We start from the raw sequence: 16,939 nt of genomic DNA, 5'->3' as shown, positions 1-16,939 counted from the left end.
CAGACCGTTGTTACTGACCAGTCGGAAGGCGGAGCACGGTGAACGCGGGCGTATATCAGCTGTCGGAGGAGCACGAAGCTGTGCGCGAGGCGGTCCGCGCGCTCTCGGAGAAGGAGATCGCGCCGTACGCGGCCGACTGCGACGAGAACGAGCGGTACCCGGTCGAGGCCCGCGACGCGCTCGTCCGTTCCGGCTTCAACGCACCGCACATCGCCGAGGAGTACGACGGCCAGGGCGCCGACGCCATCGCCACCTGCATCGTGATCGAAGAGGTCGCGCGGGTGTGCGCCTCCTCGTCGCTGATCCCGGCAGTCAACAAGCTCGGCTCGGTGCCGATCATCCTCGCGGGTTCGGAAGAGCTCAAGAAGCAGGTCCTGCCGTCGATCGCGTCCGGCCAGACCTCGATTTCCTACGCGCTGTCCGAGCGTGAGGCCGGTTCGGACACCGCGTCGATGAAGACCCGCGCCCGCCAGGACGGCGACTCGTGGGTGCTCAACGGAACCAAATGCTGGATCACCAACGCGGGCGAGTCCGTCTGGTACACGGTGATGGCAGTGACCAACCCGGACGCACCCAAGCCGTCCCAGGGCATCTCGGCCTTCGTCGTACACGCCGACGACCCCGGTTTCTCGGTGGGACCGAAGGAGCGCAAGCACGGCATCAAGGGCTCGCCGACGCGGGAGATCTACTTCGAGAACTGCGTGATCCCAGGCGACCGGATCATCGGCGAACCCGGCACGGGCCTGAAGACCGCGCTGCGCACGCTGGACCACACCCGCCCGACGATCGGCGCGCAGGCCGTCGGCATCGCGCAGGGCTCGCTGGATGCCGCGATCGCGTATGTCAAGGAGCGCAAGCAGTTCGGCAAGGCGATCGCCGACTTCCAAGGCGTCCAGTTCATGCTGGCGGACATGGCAATGAAGATCGAAGCCGCCCGCCACATGGTGTACGTGGCCGCGGCGAAGGCCGAACGTGGCGACGCGGACGCCGGATTCGTTGCCGCTGCGGCAAAGTGCTTCGCATCGGACGCGGCGATGGCCGTGACGACGGATGCCGTTCAGCTGTTCGGCGGCGCCGGGTACACGCGTGACTTCCCGGTCGAGCGGATGATGCGCGACGCCAAGATCACCCAGATTTACGAAGGCACCAACCAGATCCAGCGCCAGGTCATGGCGCGCACCCTGCTCAAAGGCTGAGTGTGTGCTGGTTGCCGGGCTCGCCCCAGTGAGTCCGGCAACCACTTCTCACGCCTGGCCGACGAAAACGGCCTTGTCCGAGCCGAAGTCGGGCTGCAGCGCGATCTGCAACTCACCCGGCTGCGTGGCGACGACATAGTCACGTCGTAGCTGAAAGTCTTGCCCGGCAAGACAGTGGCCGACTCCATGCCAATCCCGCCTTGCAGGGACCGTCCACGTCGATCAGAGTCTCCGCCTTCGCGCCCGCGAACTGGACATCCGAGCCGACCGACAGCACCGACGGGCTGAACGGCTTGTCGGTGCCGTTCGTGATCTTGTACGTGACCTTCACGGCGCGTGCCGCGTTCTGCGGGAAGGCCGCCTCGCTTGGCTTGCACGCCACAAGTGCGGCGAGAGCCGCGAGCACGTGACGCATGAGTTTCCCCTTTTCTCTGTGCTGACGGCGGCATCGTGCCCAGGCACGCCACACGATCACTGCACAGACAAGGGAAAACCCTCGTGAGTGGTTAGCAGGGTTCTAACACGGCTAACCACTCACGAGTCTTGAGCTGCGGTTTTGCGTAGGTTCTCGTCCTTTTCCAGCACCATTGCCTCGAGGCTGGCCTGGAATTCGGCCATCTTCTTCCGCAGTTCCGGATTGGTCGCGGCCAGCATCCGCACGGCGAGCAAACCCGCATTGCGGGCCCCGCCAATGGAGACCGTCGCAACCGGCACACCGGCAGGCATCTGCACGATGGACAGCAGGGAATCCATGCCGTCCAAGTACTTCAACGGCACGGGCACACCGATGACCGGCAGAACTGTTGCCGATGCGACCATCCCGGGCAGATGCGCGGCGCCGCCCGCGCCAGCGATGATCACCTTCAGGCCACGGGAAGCCGCTTCCTGTGCGTACGAAAGCATCCGTCCCGGGGTCCGGTGGGCGGAGTAGACGCCGACCTCATAGGACACGTCGAACTCGGCCAATGCCGTCGCGGCCGCTGACATCACCGGCCAGTCCGAGTCGCTGCCCATGATCACGCCGACATCCACCACCGCTACTTCCCTCCATGAACGTCATAACCATCCGGCCAGGCACCCGCCGCGAGCCAGTCCGCGGCGAAGCGGGCGCGGCGGCGGACCTCAGTCAGGTCCTCGCCCAACACCGTGACGTGGCCGATCTTTCGGCCTGGGCGCTCGGCTTTTCCGTAATAGTGCACATGGACGTCCCGGTATCGGGCGAACAGGTGATGCACTCGCTCGTCCGGGCCCATGTCCGGTGTGGACCGTGCACCTAGGACATTCGCCATCACGACAACCGGTGCCACGAGGTCGGTTGAGCCCAACGGGTAGTCCAGCACCGCCCGCAGGTGTTGCTCGAACTGCGATGTTCCGGCGCCTTCGATCGTCCAGTGGCCCGAGTTGTGCGGGCGCATCGCCAGTTCGTTCACGAGCAGGCCCGCCGGCGTCTCGAACAGCTCGACCGCCAGAACACCAACCACACCAAGGGTTGACGCGATCCGCAGCGCCAGTTCCTGAGCCTCCTCGGCCAGTTCCGGCGACAGGGACGGCGCGGGCGCAAGGACTTCGACGCAGATTCCGTTGGACTGCACGGTTTGCACCGTTGGCCAGGCAGCGCCTTGGCCGAACGGGGAACGTGCGACCACTGCCGCGAGTTCGCGAGTCATGTCCACGCGTTCCTCGACCAGCAGCGGCGTTCCCGCTTCCAGCAGCTCTGCGACGAGAGCTTCGCCGGAGGACGGGACCATCCAAACGCCTTTGCCGTCGTAGCCTCCGCGCGCGGCTTTCAGCACGACTGGCCAGCCGTGTTTCTCACCAAATGACATCACGTCGGCGACCGTTTTGACCTCGGCGTAGGCCGGGATCGGCACGTCCATCTCGGCTAGCCGGTTGCGCATCACGAGCTTGTCCTGCGCGTGAATCAGCGCTTCCGGGCCCGGATGGACCGCGAAGCCTTCGGCGACCAGGGTTCGCAGGTGTTCGTTCGGCACGTGCTCGTGGTCGAACGTCATCACGTCGGTCGAGGAAGCGAAGGCGCGCAACGCGTCCAGGTCGGTGTGATGGCCAATGGTGACGTTCGGCGTCACCAGGGCCGCCGGGTCCGTCGGTGAGACGGCGAGCACATGCAGCGACTGGCCGAGCGCGATCGCGGCTTGCTGGGTCATCCGGCTGAGCTGGCCGCCACCCACCATTCCGACGACGGGAAAGCCGGTAACAGGGTCCACGAGCAGGTCAGCCTACCTGCGCCAGTTTGCGAGCCGGCCGCCAGGAGTACAACGCGGCTCCCAACAGGGCGATCGGGTAGATCAAATACCCCCACCGGGTCGCTGGCATCAGCACCATCGCCAGCCCAAGCCCGACGCCCGTACGCAGCAGGATCTCCGCGGTCGTGCGCGGCGGACGGGCCAACAGCCACCACAGCATCCCGAGCGCGGCCAACCCCATCAGGATCAACACCGTGGTATGTCCCAAAGGCCCGGTCTGTTCCAGCAAATGTCCTGGCAGCGGGCTTTGCGCCGGGGAACGAACGGCCGCCATGTTGCCGGGGAAACGGATCACGTTCTCCACGAACATGTCCCAGTTCACCGCCGCGGACAGCCCGTTGAACACGACCATTCCGCCGATGAACGCGGCAAGAAAGCGCCATGAGAACGCCAAAGCGATGGCCACGACGGCTGCCGCGGGCAAGGCCGTGAGCTTCATGCTCGCCGCGATGGCCAGCACCAACCCCGCCCATTCAGGCCGCGATCTCGTCGCGAGAACAGCACCCAAGATCAGCAACGCGACGACAGGCATGTCATTGCCCGCGACCGCGGCGGGAAGGGTCGTGAACGTCGTCAGCGTGATGAGCTGCACGGGCCGGACCGACAGTGACGGCCAGTCCAACGTCCGCAGGATCACCAGGAAGATCGCCAGCGTCACCACGAACGCGACGATCCTGGCGTCAGTGAGCACGGACCGGCCGAACAGCGCGTTGGGCAGGCCGAGCAGGGCCATCGCCGGGCTGTAGGGCGTGTAGTCGTCGACCACAGGCGGCCGGGTCAAAGTAGACAAATCGACATACGGCGAGCCGGTTGACCACAGCAGCCGCCCGGCGCGCTCGATCACCCAGACCTCGGGCTGCGCGGTCATCGAGTGCGCGGGCGAGCCCCAGTCGCGGCCGGTCATCCGCTTGAAGACCAGCACAAGCATCGGCACGAGCATGCCGAGCACGACCACGTACCCGACCGGGATCCAGCGGGATCCCTGCCGCCTGGTCAGCAGCAGGATCACGATGTGCAGAAACGCGAACGCGTAACCGACGACCGCGAAGTTGCCCCACACCCGGAAGCCGTAGAACTCCGAGAACGCCGCCGTGTACGCGGCATCGAGGCCGAACCCCAGGTAGAACGCGGCGTCGATCAGCCGCGAACGCTGCTCACTCACGTCGTCTGACCGGCCGGCACCTTCGGCTGCTCTTGATCAGCAGGCTCGGATCTGGCGCGCATCCGCCTGCGCAGCACCCGGATCGCGATCGCGATGCCCGCGCCGACCGGGACGATCATGTACGCGCTACCCGGGATGAACTCCCACCAGTGCCACAGCAGTTCCTTGCCGTGCCCGCCGCGCATCCACAGCAGCACGCAGCTGACGAACACCGCGAACACCGTCAGCGGCGCGACCGCGGCCCGCGTGACGCGCCAGAACCCGTGCGGCAGCGGGTCGGGCATCCGGGCGATCAGCATGAGCAGCAGCGGCACCACCCACACGTAGTGGTGCGTCCACGTGATCGGGCTGAACAGCAGCCCGAAGAACGCGCTGACCAGCAACGCCGTCACCGCGCGGCCGTGCCGGTGGAATCGGCGGACCAGCAGCATCGCCGGAATCGCCAGCACCGCACCGATCATGATGGCGATCTTGGTCGAGCTCGGGTCAAGCAGGGTGATCCGGTTGACCAGGCCGGTCAGCGACTGGTTGCCGTTCCAGTAGACCGGGCCGATCCGGCCGGGATCGCCGACGATCGTGACGGTCCAGTACTTGATCGTGTCGCTCGCGGAGATCGCGAACATCAACGCCTGCAGCGCGAGGAACGTGGCGAACGCCCGGACCGCCGACGCACGCTGGCCGACAAGCACCATATGCGCGACGAAGATCAACGGGGTCAGCTTGATCGCGAAGGCGATACCTACGAGGATCCCGCCCCACCTGGCGATCTTGGGGTTACCCGACGAGCTGATCACGAGCACGTCCAGGACCACGATGACCATCAGGATCAGGTTGATCTGGCCGAGGAACAGCGTCCGCCAGACCGGTTCCATCCCGATCATCAGCACCGAGAACCAGACCGTCGCCTTACGCGGGTCCAGCCAGCTCGGCAGCCTGGGCAGCTTGTCCAAGGTGACGCGGATGACGACGCTCATGGACAGCACGGAGATGAAGCTGAGCAGGCCCCACGCGACCGTGACCGGGACCAATGCCAGCGGAACGAAGAACAACGCTGCCGAGGGCGCGTAGGTGAACGGCAGTTGCGCCCACCACGGCTCGGCCAGGAGCGTCATCTTGTCGTAGAGCGGCTCGCCGGTGAGCAACGCGATACCGCCCGCCCGGTACACGGCGGAGTCCACACCCATTTTCCCATGGGCGATCCACACGACAATCCCGGTGATCAAGAACGCCGTGGGCACGGCAAGCACGATCCACATCGCACGCCATGACCCGACGAACCATTCGACCGCTGCCGTGACCCGACCTGTCGCCCGCGCGGGCGCACCCCCACGGCGCTCGTCCACGTCGCTCACGTAAACAGCAAATCACGAAGACAACCCGAACGTGCGCCAAGCCCCCAGGTCACCCCTCGTGAGTGGTTTTGCCGGTTCTAACCGGCGTAACCACTCACGAGTCCTGACCTGGGGTTTTGTTTTAGGTACGGCCGAGGGAGTCCACCAGTTCGCAGGCCTGGTCGTGGGTGGGCGGGAGGCGGTGCAGGCGGACTTCGACCGGGCCGAGGGTGTGCAGCTGCGGGTCGACCGAGAGGCGTTCGGCGAGCATGAGTTGGGCGTCGGCGCTGCGTTTGGCCAGTTCAGGCTCCCGCTCGGTGAGCACGACGGCCACAGAGGGCCCGAGCAGTGCCAGACTTTCGCCGCCGTCGAAGACCTGCCGGAGCACGTCAGCGGCCAGCACCATGGCCATCAACCGGGACCAGCCGACCACCGCGGACAGATCGATACTCACAGTGAGCAACACGTGGCCGACTTGCTGGCCGTCGCGGTCGGCCTGCCGATAGATCTCGCCGAGCCTTGTTCGCAGGTACGCGGCCGTGGACAAGCCGGTGAGGCTCTCTCGGACCTCACTGCGCGCGATTTCCTGCGTGGAGACATCTGCCCAGGCCAGGGCCGTCAAGCGGAGCAGGCGGGAGGGCGTGGCGTCCGGATTGGCCGCGACCAGGCGCGGGTCCGTGAGCACCGCGTGCAGCGCCGCGACGTCCATCAGGGTCTCGTCCAGCCCTGCCCCTGATGCCGCACGCGCCCGGCCGAGCTCACCGAGCGGGTCCGCCAAATCGGCTTTGACCAGCGCGGACGCGCAGACCACGTCGACTTCGGGCAGCGCCCAGTCGCTCGGGTAGCGCCAGCCGGCCGCGATGCTGGCCCGTCGCCATCTGGCACGTAGGGTCCGCAGGGCGGCCTCCGCGCCGTTGGCGTCGCCACGGGACGAGCGAGAACCCGCTTCGCGAACCGCCACAGTTACCAGTTCCTCTCCGCCGGTTATTGAAAGATCCGGATCTGAAACGTCGCTGGGCCTCAGGTGTGACGCGATTCCGGCCGACTTGTCATTCGAACGGGTTACCCGCTCACGCTCAGCTAACAAACGGCGTGACCGGGGAGATGACTCTGTGATGTGGGTCCTGCACACTTACCTGCATCACGGGCAGCGACGAGGGAGGCCAGTGTCCACAGTTCCCGCTGAGGTGCACGGCCCGAGCGACGCCGAGCTGATCGAATCGGTACGCAACGGCACAGTCTCGGCATACGGATCGCTCTACGAGCGTCATGTCGCAGCCGCCTACAACCTCGCCCGTCAGCTGACCCGGTCCCAGACCGAAGCCGACGACCTGGTCTCGGAAGCGTTTGCGAAGGTCCTGGACACCCTGAAAGCCGGTCGCGGCCCAGATTCAGCCTTTCGTGCGTATCTCCTGACCGCCCTGCGGCACACCGCCTACGACAAGACCCGCCGCGACAAGCGCGTCGAACTGTCCGACGACGTGACGACGGTCGCAGGCGCGGACACGTCGGTCCCGTTCTCCGATACGGCCGTAGCGGGGTTGGAACGGTCCCTCGCTGCGCGCGCGTTCGCACGGTTGCCAGAGCGATGGCAGGCGGTGCTGTGGCACACGGAGGTCGAAGGCCAGTCGCCCGCCGAGGTCGCGCCGATCCTCGGTCTGACGCCCAACGGCGTGAGCGCTTTGGCGTACCGCGCCCGGGAAGGCTTGCGGCAGGCGTACCTGCAGGTGCATCTGGCGGAGTCGACGAACGAGCGTTGCAAGGCAACCGCGGAGCGATTGGGTGCGTGGACGCGTGGCGGTCTTTCCAAGCGGGAGACGGCTCAGGTCGAGGCGCACCTGGATGAGTGCGAGCGTTGCCGTGCCTTGGCTATGGAGCTGGCTGACGTCAACAGCGGCATGCGCGTGGTCATCGCGCCGCTCGTGCTCGGCATCGGGGCACTTGGGTACCTCGCCGCGACGGGCACCAAGGCCACCGCGGCGGTTGTTGCGGGGGCCGCGGCGGGTACGGCTGCTGGCGCTGGTGGCGCTGCTTCGTCGTTGCCACGGCAGTTCCTGGGTGTAGGTGCGTCCGTTGCGGCCGTGGCTGCCGCGGTTGTGCTCGCGTTGACGGCTGCGGAGACGCAGGAGATCCCAGCTGCGCAACAACAGCCGCCGACTTCGCAGCCTGTCTTGCCTCAGCCACCTCAGCCGCCGCCTCCTCCACCGCCACCTTCACCTCCACCGCCGCAGAACTCGCCGACGACGCCGTCGCCTTCCAGTTCGGCGCCGTCCACCCCTGCGCCGACTCCTGCGCCTTCCCCGTCGCCCAGCCCTCCGCCCGCGCCGCCGAGCCTCACGGTCCCGTCGCCGCCGCCGGTCACTTTGGTGCCCGGCAGTGGCCCGACTGAGCTGCCGCTTTCAGTGACCAACAACGGTGGCACGGTGTCCGAGCCTGTTGTCGCGGCGCTGAACCTGCCTCCTGGCGTGAGTGCTGTTGGCACGTCACGGATGGCTGGTCCGGGTTTGCTTCGTCTGAATGGGGCTCAGGCTGCTGATCCCGTTTCGTGCCCTGGTGGTTCCGGGACCGTCACGTGCACGAGTGGACGTGGTCTGCAGCCTGGCGAGTCCGTGACGCTGGTGTTCCGGATCGTGGCCTCCGAGGAGAGCCTCGGCGGGACCATCACCGGGACCGTCAGCGCGGGGAGTTCGGTCAGCGTGTCGATCTCGGTGCGGGTCGACGTCCAGCCGCCGGTTCGTAAGGACGGCGTCTCGCTCTATGCCTTCCAGGACTGGCTCAGCATTCCGCTGCCGGGCCGGCACCGGATGGCAGGCATCCAGGCCGTGGTCAAGAACACCGGTGAGAGCACCAAGCAAGCGACCGTCACGTTCGACCAGCCCGCGACGATGCTGACAGCCTGGCCCGCGGCTTCGTGCACGACGAATGGCGCGACCACGAGCTGCGTGACTTCCGAGGCTTTGAAACCCGGCGACCGGTTCTATCTGCGGGTGCGTTTGAAGGACCGGCCCGGTGGCGGCGAGACGCGGGAGAAGCCGCCTTATTGGCAGTACAGCAAGGTTCTGGTCACCGCGTCGATCGGGACCGCGAACGCCAGCACGACGGTGAAGTTGCCGTGGTGGAGCTGGCCGGACCCGCCCGACCCGAAGCCAACGACCACCGCCAAGCCGCCGGCTTCCACAACCCAGCCGCCTCGGTCGACGACCAAGCCGCCCGTGACGACAACCACGCCGCCTCGGGTGACTCCGTCGACCTCAAAGGAGACTCCGCCTCCAGCGAAGACCACCGAGCCGAGCACTGGCGGGCCGACCACGACCCCACCCCGCTCAGAAACCCCCAAGCCCAGGGAAGACGAGTACTGCTCCGGGTTGAACGTGGTGGAACGGCTGCTCGAGGCCGTCGGAGGCCGCTGCCCGCCTTAACCCCCGCCGTGTCCACCGTTCCTGAAGCGTGTGTCCACCGTTCCGTGCGACCGTGTCCACCGTTGCAGCACATCGTGTCCGCCATTCCTTGCGACGGTGTCCACCATTCGTGCAGCAACGGTGGACATGGCCTTCAGCAACGGTCGACACGATGTGCCGGAACGGTGGACACGGTCTTCAGGAACGGCGGACACGCGCTTCAGGGTGCCTGATATGGGGGAATGCTCCTGATCTTGGGGTGGCCGGGCACACATGTCCGGAGACTGCTGTCAAGGGGCCGTTCGCTGATCAGTAGGCTCTGCCGCCATGGCCTTTGTGCGGAGCCTCCTCAAGCGTCTCCCTGAGCCGGTGCGCAAGATCATGCTCAAGCACCGTGAGTTGCTCAGATTCGCTGTCGTAGGCGGAATCTGCTTCATCGCGACCAACGTGGTGAACTACACGCTCAAGCTTACGATCTTGAACGCGCACCCCGTCACCGCCCTGTCCGTCGCGGTGATCATCGCGACGATCCTGTCGTACATCCTCAACCGCGAGTGGTCGTTCCACACCCGCGGCGGGCGCGAACGGCATCACGAGGCCGCTCTGTTCTTCCTGATCAGCGGGATCGGGGTCGCGCTGAACTCGACTCCCCTGTTCATCAGCAGGTATTTCTTCGACCTGATGGTGCCGAATGTGAGCCTGGTCACCCAGGAGGTCGCCGACTTCTTCAGCGGCATGATCCTCGGCACACTGCTGGCGATGGCGTTCCGCTGGTGGGCCTTCAAGAAGTGGGTTTTCCCCGAGGCGAACGCGCGCACGAGGACCACGCGCACCGGCCGCCAGCTGCGCGCTGTGCGGGACGACGAGGACCTCGCTGCTTAGACTGCGGAAGTGTCGATCGTCGAGAGCGTGCTGGCTCAGGTTCCCGAGCCGTTGCGTTCTCTGCTCATCCGGCACCGCGAGCTGCTGAAGTTCGCGATCGTCGGCGGCACGACGTTCGTCATCGACAACGGCATCTGGTTCTTCCTCAAGCTCACCATCCTGGAAAGCAAGCCGATCACGGCCAAGGCGATCGCGGTCATCATCGCCACGATCGTGTCGTACATCCTCAACCGCGAGTGGTCGTTCCGGACCCGTGGAGGCCGCGAGCGGCACCACGAGGCTGCTCTTTTCTTCCTGATCAGTGGCGGTGGTGTCGCGATCAACCTGGTGCCGCCGTATGTCTCGCGGTATGTGCTCGACCTGGAGGTTCCGTACGTCGACCGGTGGGTGCAGGAGCTCGCCGACTTCGTGTCCGGGTCGCTGATCGGCATGCTGCTGGCGATGTTCTTCCGGTTCTGGGGTTTCCGCCGCTGGGTTTTCCCGCAGGAGAACGCCCGCCCCCGGATCGTGCGGGACGATCCGGGGGACGAGGAACGTTAGCCCGTGGTGAACCGGGCGCGGTAGTACTTGTCGATGATGCGCAGGTTGCGTGCGGCCTCGGCGACCAGCGGCAACTCTTCCTTCAGCTGCCCTGACCGGATGTTGCGCGAGTGGATCTCGTAGCGCTCCGCCAGCCGCTTCGCGCGGCCGAGCAGGCTGTCACGCACACAACTGGCCACCGGGTCATTGCCCGTCAGCCAGATCAACTCGCAGAGCTGCGGCCCTTCCTTGTCCAGGTACGTGTTGTTCTTGCCGTACCCGCCGATCCGGAAGGTTCTGGCCTCCTCCGCGTAGATGGCCCCGGCATTGGCCACGGAGTTCGCACCAAGAAGCAAGGCCTGCATCTGGTCGTCGGCTTCGAGCGATCGAGGGAAGCCGATCCTGGTGTACGCCTCCAGCAACCGTGCGCTGTCCCTGAGGTTCAGCGCCGACTGCATGCCGTCCGGTCGCTGGAACTGCGAGGCGATCAGGTTGAAATACACCACTCGCCGATCGTTGAGCAGGCCATCGACGAAGTTGGTGCCCGTCATCTCGTCCCGCATGGTCACCTTCGGCAGGCCGAACGAGCCACTCATCTGCTCTGCGGCGTCGCCGCGGTCGGGACAGGTGGCCGGGGTGTTGTAGTCCTCGACACCGATGCTCTTCCAGAGGCACAGCCTGATGTGCCGGTTCGCCGTGGTGATCTGACCGGTGAAGTAGGCGCCGAAGGGACCGCTGGTGTTCTTGACCTGCTCACGGAAATCGGCCCGGTGCGGGGCGTACCGCGCCATGGTGTACTCGATCTCGCCCTTGTGCGGCCCGCTGGTGATCTTCTTCCACGAGTCGACGCCGTTGTACGGCTCCTCGTCCCATCTCGCGTTGAACCAGCACGGCAGGTACTGCCAGCGACCTTCCGGCCGGCTGTCGCCGGTCAAGTAGAGCCCGAACAACAACGGTTTCGGCAGGTTGGTCGTGGTCATGAAATCAGGCCGTTGGATCGACGGCTCACCGCCACAGCCCGGAATGGTGTCCGGCGGGGCAGGCAGCTTGCCGGTCATGTCGACCTGCTGACTGTAGTTCTCCCACAGCTTGAACTGCCGGTTCGGCGGCATCACCTCCGGCCGGTACTGCATGGTCCGCAGGTCGTCGATGAAGGCTTTGACCTTGTTCTCGTAGTCGGCAAGGCGATTCTGGAAGGTCGGATTGGTCGCCTTGTTCGGGTCGGCCTGCGGCGCGCTGATCCGGGCGGCCGCCTGCTGGATCTGATCAGCGTTGAGCAGCATCGACTTGATCCGCGCGCTACCGGTGCCTTCGGTTTCCTTCATCGCGTGTGCCGGGTTCTGCATGGACAGGATCGCGTACGCGCGCGCCGCTTCCGCCCAGAAGTCGGCATTCGGCACGACCTCGGTGGACCTTGGCAGATTGGCGCGCCCCAGCAGGTAGTCGATCGCCCCGGCCGGGCCGTTCTTCAGAGCCAGGTCCAGGTTGTGTTCGTTCGGGTTGGTGAACACCAGGCTGGCGTACCGGCTGACCATGGTGGCGGCATGGTTGTAGGTCGCCGCCGCCTTGGTGAAGCTGGCCTCGCCGGTGCTGTACTCCAGCGGGATCTTGTTCACGTGCTGGTAGTCGGTGTGCACGTCGGCTGTCTTGAAGAAGTCGTCACGCTCGTGGTCGGTGCCGATCTGCAACAGGTGCAGGTGGAATCCCTGCATGCTGGACATCAGCCTGAGCACGTTGTCGTGCACGACGTCCAGCTTCTTGTCGATCTTGTCCAGCTCGAGCAGAACCGTGCCGAAGTTCTCCATCATGGACTTGTAGATCGTGTCGAGACCCTGCTCGATGCGGTCGAACCGCTTGTTCATGGTCTCGTACATCTTCTCCATGTAGATCTGCATGGTCAGAAAGCCATGCCGGATCTCCTTCATCATCGCCAGCTGCACCTCTGCCGTCTGGTCAGAACCACTGAGCAGGCCACTGAAGACCTGGATGATCCCGATCACGGCACCGACCGCGGCACCGACCGCGCCGAGAGTGCTCGCCCCGAAGCCCGTCGCGGACGCCAACGTCACCAACGCGGTACCCAACTCGCTGACAGCGCCTGCGAACTGGAACGCGGATTCGCCGAATGCCTTGAGGTGCTTGGCGAAACCGGGATGCAGCATCTTCGCGATCCCGACGACCACGTCGAAACCGCCCTTGATGCCGTCGAGCACTTCCTGGCGTTCCTTCTCCGCCTTCAGTGCCGCGTCGACGGCTTCCTTCGGCACGCCACCGTTCTGCGCCCCCGGCAAGCCGAGCGAGTTGGCGAGTTCGTTGATCTTCTTGTACGTCTTGTCGTTCTCGTCCCACAGCTTGTCGCGCATCTTCATGAACTGCTTGCGCAGCTCGTCGTACAGCTGTGTCTCACCGGCCTTCGCGGCGTTGAGGATCGCGTCGATGTCGACCAGATCCTTGAGCACACCGAACTTCTTGAAGTCGCCGAGCGACCAGTTCGGGAAAAGGCCGTCCGGGTGCTTCGCCGTCGGCTTGCCGAACTCGCCACGCCACGCGGCGTTGAGGACCTGGTCGGTGAGTGCCTTGTCCCGCACCGCGGTCCACAACTCGCCGGATACCAGCGAGTAGTGCATGTCCAGGCCGAACCGTTGCTGCGCACCGCTGAGCCGCTGTCCGATGTGGAGGTTCACGGTCCCCGGCGCAAGATCCCGTGCGGTCAGCACGGCCATCAGGTTGGTGATCTGCGGACCCGTGAAGACCGCGCCCGGCGTGTCCTGGATGATCTCGATCAGCCGCGACTGCTTCTCGTTGCCGGGTAACCGCGAGTCGGCGTGGGAGAAGTTGTCGGTCATGCTCTTGGTGATCTTGGCGGCGTGGTCGGCGGCCTCGGCGGCCGTCGCGCCAGGGTTCTTCGCCCGCCAGTCGACGAGTTCCGCACTGCCGATCGCGGTTTTCTCGTAGTCGAAACCGGAGTCCTTGACCCGGACCGCGGCACCGAACAGCGCGGCCGTCAACTGCGCCTCGGACAGCGGCACAGGTGCCGCCGCGGCCGGCGTGACCAGGCTGGTCAGCAAGGCCGCCGCCGTACCGGTGGCGACCGCCGATCTCAGCGTCCTACGCCACCCTGTATTCACTATCGCAAATCTACTTCGCAAGGGCCCTCTACGCCTTCCCGGTTGGGTGATATCGCCGAACGGCTCGGCTCAAGAGTCGATCCTCGCGATCAAGCCACGTGCCGAGATGGGGGCAGAGTCCTATTCCTGGCGGGAATAATTCCCGGTAACGGCGCGTGTACTACGAATGGCCTACCTGGGTGACCGTTCAGCGGGCCACCGCACGCCACGCACATCGTCAACTCTGGGCACCGGCAAGAAAATCGTGAACGTCGCCGGGCGCGGCACGGACAGCTCCAGGCGTCCGCCATCGGACTCGACGAGCGCGCGTGCCAAAGCCAGTCCCACGCCGGTGGAGCCGACGCCGGACACGCCACGGTCGAAGATGTGGGCGACGAGCTCGTCCGGAACGCCGTAGCCACCGTCGGACACCTCGATGGCCACGGTCGCCTCGCTGGCGCGAACAGACACCGAGACGGGACCCGCGCCGTGACGCAAAGCGTTGTCCAGCAGCACGCCTATGGCCTCACGCAGCCTCGCGGTCGTCGCTTTCGCCAGCGGCCGACCGTCTACCCGTACGCGTAGCGCGCGGCCCTTGTTACGCAACGGTTCTCGCCATTCGTTGGCGATCTCCGGGAGCGCACGGGCCAGGTCGAGGGGTTCCGCGTCGGTCGCGCGGGCTTCACGGGCGGCGGCCAGCAGCTCGTCGAGCACGTCGCCTAGCCGTTCCGCCTGTTCCAACGCGGCTGCGGCGTCGGCGGCGTTCTCGGGGTCGCTGGTGAGCTGCAACGCTTCCAGGCGTAGCTGCAGCGCGGTCAATCTGCTGCGCAGCTGATGCGAGACGTCACCGACGAGGTCACGTTCCCGCTGCACGAGCTCAGCCAGCGCGCTGGCTGACGTATCCAACGCTTCGGCGACGCGGTCGAGCTCAGCGACGCTGTAGCGGCGCGGGTCGGGTCTGAAGTCGCCCGCGCCCAGTCGTCCCGCGCGGTTAGCAACGTGGCCAAGTGGCTGTGCGAGGCGTCTCGCGGTCACGATGGCCACGCCGCTCGCGATGACGATCGTGATCACGATGACCAGCACGACCAGTCCGGCGACCTGGGTTTGCCGGGCCCTGGTCGGACCGGCGGGCTGTTGGATGATGACCAATCCCTCGCGCAGGATCGGCTGCGACTCCTCAAGCACGTCCGTGCCCGGATCCGGACCGACGATCTGCGCGGGCTGGCCCGGCAGGGTCACGATCAGCCTGCGGTTCTGCGGAACCGGCTGGATGTCGTTCAGGTCGAGCGGGCGGTTGTTGGCCAGGTCGTCGTCCAGCTGCAGGCCGATCGTCTGGAGCGCGCCGCGCAGCTCCTCCCTTGTCAGGGTCTCCACCAGCTGCAGTGCCGTGTACCCAAGCGGAAGACCGAGCGCCATCGTGGTCACCGCGACCGCCAGCAGAATGGCCAGCAGGATCCGCCTGCGCATCGACGTCCCTAGTCGGAGTTGAACCGGAAACCGACGCCACGGACCGTGGCGATCCGGCGTTCGGTCGCCCCGCGCGGGCCGATGTCGCCGAGTTTGCGGCGCAACCAGGACATGTGCATGTCCAGGGTTTTGCTCGTCTTACGCTCCGGCGCGTCGTCCCACACCTCGGCGAGGATCTCCTCGCGGGTGACGACCTGGCCGGCGCGCTGGATGAGCACGCGCAGCAGCTCGAACTCCTTGTTGGCCAGCGTGATCTCCTGGTCGTCGACCGTGACCACCCTGGCGGCGAGGTCCATCTTCACGCCGTTGACCTCGACCGCGCCCGGTGCCTGGCGGCGCATCAGCGCACGGATCCGGGCGAGCAGCTCGGCCAGCCGGAACGGCTTCGCCACGTAGTCGTCGGCGCCCGCGTCCAAACCGACGACGAAGTCCACCTCGTCGGCCCGTGCGGTCAGCATCAGCACAGGCAGCCCGCGTCCCGACTGACGCAGCCGCCTGCAGACCTCGAGCCCGTCCATGCCGGGCAGCCCGAGGTCCAGCACCAGCAGGTCGGCCCGACCCGCGTCGGCGAATTCCAACGCGCTGACCCCGTCGGTGACGACCTCCACGGCGTAGCCCTCACGCTGCAGAGCGCGCGACAACGGGTCTGCGATCGCCGAGTCGTCCTCGGCCAGCAGCACCACACTCACGGTGACCACTGTATGCCTGGCAACATCAGGAACGTGACATCAAGCCTTGACTTCGCGTTGCGTCTCGCCGACGCGGCCGACGAGATCACCTCGGCGCGATTTCGCGCGCAAGATCTGAAGATCACTCGCAAACCGGACCGGACCCCGGTGACGGACGCCGACGTGGCCGTCGAGGACACTCTCCGGGCGCTGATCGCGCAGAGTCATCCAGACGACGAGATCGCAGGTGAGGAGCGTGGCGGCGACATCGGCAGCGGCCGGACCTGGGTGATCGACCCGATCGACGGGACGAAGAACTTTCTGCGCGGAGTGCCCGCCTGGGCGACCCTGATCGCCTTGGTGATCGACGGCAGCCCGGTCGTCGGAGTGGTCAGCGCGCCCGCGTTGGGCCGTCAATGGTTCGCTGAATCGGGTGAAGGTGCCTATGCCGAGGATGGCAGGAAGCTGTCAGTGTCGGGCGTCACTTCGTTGTCGGACGCGTACCTGTCCACGACGCACCTCGGGTCCTGGGTGGAGTACCACTCGCGCGAGGCGTATCTGCGGCTCGTGGACGCGTGCTGGGAGAACCGGGCGTTCGGCGACTTCTGGCAGCACTGTCTGGTGGCCGAAGGCGTGATCGACATCGCCGCCGAGGCGATCGTGAATCCGTGGGACGTCGCCCCGATCGAGGTCATCGTGAAGGAAGCCGGCGGCCGCTTCACCGATCTCAAGGGCGCGGACACGTTCCAGGGTGGCACGGCGTTGTCCACCAACGGTCATCTGCACGAAGCGGCCCTCGAGAAGCTCGATTCCCAGTAGCATCAACGGGATGCGCACCGCATCCCGTGCACTGGCGGTTCTGACGACCAGCGCGTTCCTCGTATCATGCGGCGGGCCGGACGGCCCTGCGCCGCCGGTTCCGTTGTCACAGCAGGAATATCAGGC

The 16,939-nt window shown here is 66.1% G+C and carries 14 protein-coding genes; 5 read left to right on the top strand and 9 right to left on the bottom strand.

The window, feature by feature from the left end:
• Positions 1 to 38 precede the first annotated feature (38 nt).
• A complete protein-coding gene (locus LWC34_RS24825) occupies positions 39 to 1,196 on the top strand; it encodes an acyl-CoA dehydrogenase family protein (protein WP_233727545.1) in 1,158 nt (385 codons plus the stop codon).
• 139 nt (positions 1,197 to 1,335) lie between these two features.
• Here the strand turns inward: LWC34_RS24825 and LWC34_RS24820 are convergent, their stop codons facing one another.
• The 6 genes from LWC34_RS24820 to LWC34_RS24795 form a co-directional block, all read right to left on the bottom strand.
• Positions 1,336 to 1,611, bottom strand: a complete 276-nt coding sequence (locus LWC34_RS24820) for a hypothetical protein (protein WP_233727544.1) — start codon at positions 1,609 to 1,611, stop codon at positions 1,336 to 1,338.
• A 119-nt stretch (positions 1,612 to 1,730) separates the two neighbouring features.
• On the bottom strand, positions 1,731 to 2,210 hold the full coding sequence (gene purE / locus LWC34_RS24815; RefSeq protein WP_233728872.1) for a 5-(carboxyamino)imidazole ribonucleotide mutase: 480 nt from the start codon (positions 2,208 to 2,210) through the stop codon (positions 1,731 to 1,733).
• A gap of 23 nt (positions 2,211 to 2,233) precedes the next feature.
• Complete coding sequence (locus tag LWC34_RS24810; RefSeq protein WP_233727543.1) at positions 2,234 to 3,421, bottom strand: 5-(carboxyamino)imidazole ribonucleotide synthase; 1,188 nt, start codon at positions 3,419 to 3,421, stop codon at positions 2,234 to 2,236.
• 7 nt (positions 3,422 to 3,428) lie between these two features.
• Positions 3,429 to 4,622 (bottom strand): glycosyltransferase family 87 protein, encoded by a 1,194-nt coding sequence (locus tag LWC34_RS24805; protein WP_233727542.1) that lies wholly within the window; start codon positions 4,620 to 4,622, stop codon positions 3,429 to 3,431.
• A complete protein-coding gene (locus tag LWC34_RS24800) occupies positions 4,619 to 5,974 on the bottom strand; it encodes a glycosyltransferase 87 family protein (protein ID WP_233727541.1) in 1,356 nt (451 codons plus the stop codon). Before LWC34_RS24800 ends, LWC34_RS24805 begins: the two co-directional genes overlap by 4 nt.
• A 121-nt stretch (positions 5,975 to 6,095) precedes the next feature.
• A complete protein-coding gene (locus LWC34_RS24795; RefSeq protein ID WP_233727540.1) occupies positions 6,096 to 6,914 on the bottom strand; it encodes a GGDEF domain-containing protein in 819 nt (272 codons plus the stop codon).
• A gap of 205 nt (positions 6,915 to 7,119) precedes the next feature.
• Here LWC34_RS24795 and LWC34_RS24790 point away from each other — a divergent pair, with 205 nt between their 5' ends.
• From LWC34_RS24790 to LWC34_RS24780, 3 genes are all read left to right on the top strand, one after another.
• Positions 7,120 to 9,372 carry a sigma-70 family RNA polymerase sigma factor gene (locus tag LWC34_RS24790; RefSeq protein ID WP_233727539.1) on the top strand — a complete coding sequence of 751 codons (2,253 nt, stop codon included), beginning with the start codon at positions 7,120 to 7,122 and terminating at the stop codon, positions 9,370 to 9,372.
• Between the two features lie 306 nt (positions 9,373 to 9,678).
• A complete protein-coding gene (locus tag LWC34_RS24785) occupies positions 9,679 to 10,233 on the top strand; it encodes a GtrA family protein (protein WP_233727538.1) in 555 nt (184 codons plus the stop codon).
• 9 nt (positions 10,234 to 10,242) lie between these two features.
• Complete coding sequence (locus LWC34_RS24780; RefSeq protein ID WP_233727537.1) at positions 10,243 to 10,773, top strand: GtrA family protein; 531 nt, start codon at positions 10,243 to 10,245, stop codon at positions 10,771 to 10,773.
• On the opposite strand, the gene LWC34_RS24775 is transcribed toward LWC34_RS24780, so the two are convergent.
• The 3 genes from LWC34_RS24775 to LWC34_RS24765 form a co-directional block, all read right to left on the bottom strand.
• Complete coding sequence (locus LWC34_RS24775; RefSeq protein WP_233727536.1) at positions 10,770 to 13,880, bottom strand: hypothetical protein; 3,111 nt, start codon at positions 13,878 to 13,880, stop codon at positions 10,770 to 10,772. The genes LWC34_RS24780 and LWC34_RS24775 overlap by 4 nt on opposite strands.
• A 171-nt stretch (positions 13,881 to 14,051) precedes the next feature.
• Complete coding sequence (locus LWC34_RS24770; protein WP_233727535.1) at positions 14,052 to 15,326, bottom strand: sensor histidine kinase; 1,275 nt, start codon at positions 15,324 to 15,326, stop codon at positions 14,052 to 14,054.
• 8 nt (positions 15,327 to 15,334) lie between these two features.
• A complete protein-coding gene (locus LWC34_RS24765; RefSeq protein WP_233727534.1) occupies positions 15,335 to 16,015 on the bottom strand; it encodes a response regulator transcription factor in 681 nt (226 codons plus the stop codon).
• A gap of 12 nt (positions 16,016 to 16,027) precedes the next feature.
• Between LWC34_RS24765 and hisN the strand changes: the two genes are divergently transcribed.
• Positions 16,028 to 16,813: a histidinol-phosphatase gene (hisN, locus tag LWC34_RS24760; RefSeq protein ID WP_233727533.1), complete on the top strand. Its 786-nt coding sequence runs from the start codon at positions 16,028 to 16,030 to the stop codon at positions 16,811 to 16,813.
• Positions 16,814 to 16,939: the final 126 nt, after the last annotated feature.

The sequence above is a fragment of the Kibdelosporangium philippinense genome, from assembly GCF_021390435.2.
In the GTDB taxonomy this organism is placed as follows: domain Bacteria; phylum Actinomycetota; class Actinomycetes; order Mycobacteriales; family Pseudonocardiaceae; genus Kibdelosporangium; species Kibdelosporangium philippinense.
The sequence above is the reverse complement of the archived record's forward strand: the minus strand, read 5'-3'. Positions and strand labels throughout refer to the sequence as shown.

Bases quoted from the DNA above. Each gene is read 5' to 3' on its own strand.
- LWC34_RS24770 (WP_233727535.1), bottom strand. From the start codon at position 15,326: ATGCGCAGGCGGATCCTGCTGGCCATTCTGCTGGCGGTCGCGGTGACC.
- hisN (WP_233727533.1), top strand. From the start codon at position 16,028: ATGCCTGGCAACATCAGGAACGTGACATCAAGCCTTGACTTCGCGTTG.
- LWC34_RS24820 (WP_233727544.1), bottom strand. From the start codon at position 1,611: ATGCGTCACGTGCTCGCGGCTCTCGCCGCACTTGTGGCGTGCAAGCCA.
- LWC34_RS24785 (WP_233727538.1), top strand. From the start codon at position 9,679: ATGGCCTTTGTGCGGAGCCTCCTCAAGCGTCTCCCTGAGCCGGTGCGC.
- purE (WP_233728872.1), bottom strand. From the start codon at position 2,210: ATGGGCAGCGACTCGGACTGGCCGGTGATGTCAGCGGCCGCGACGGCA.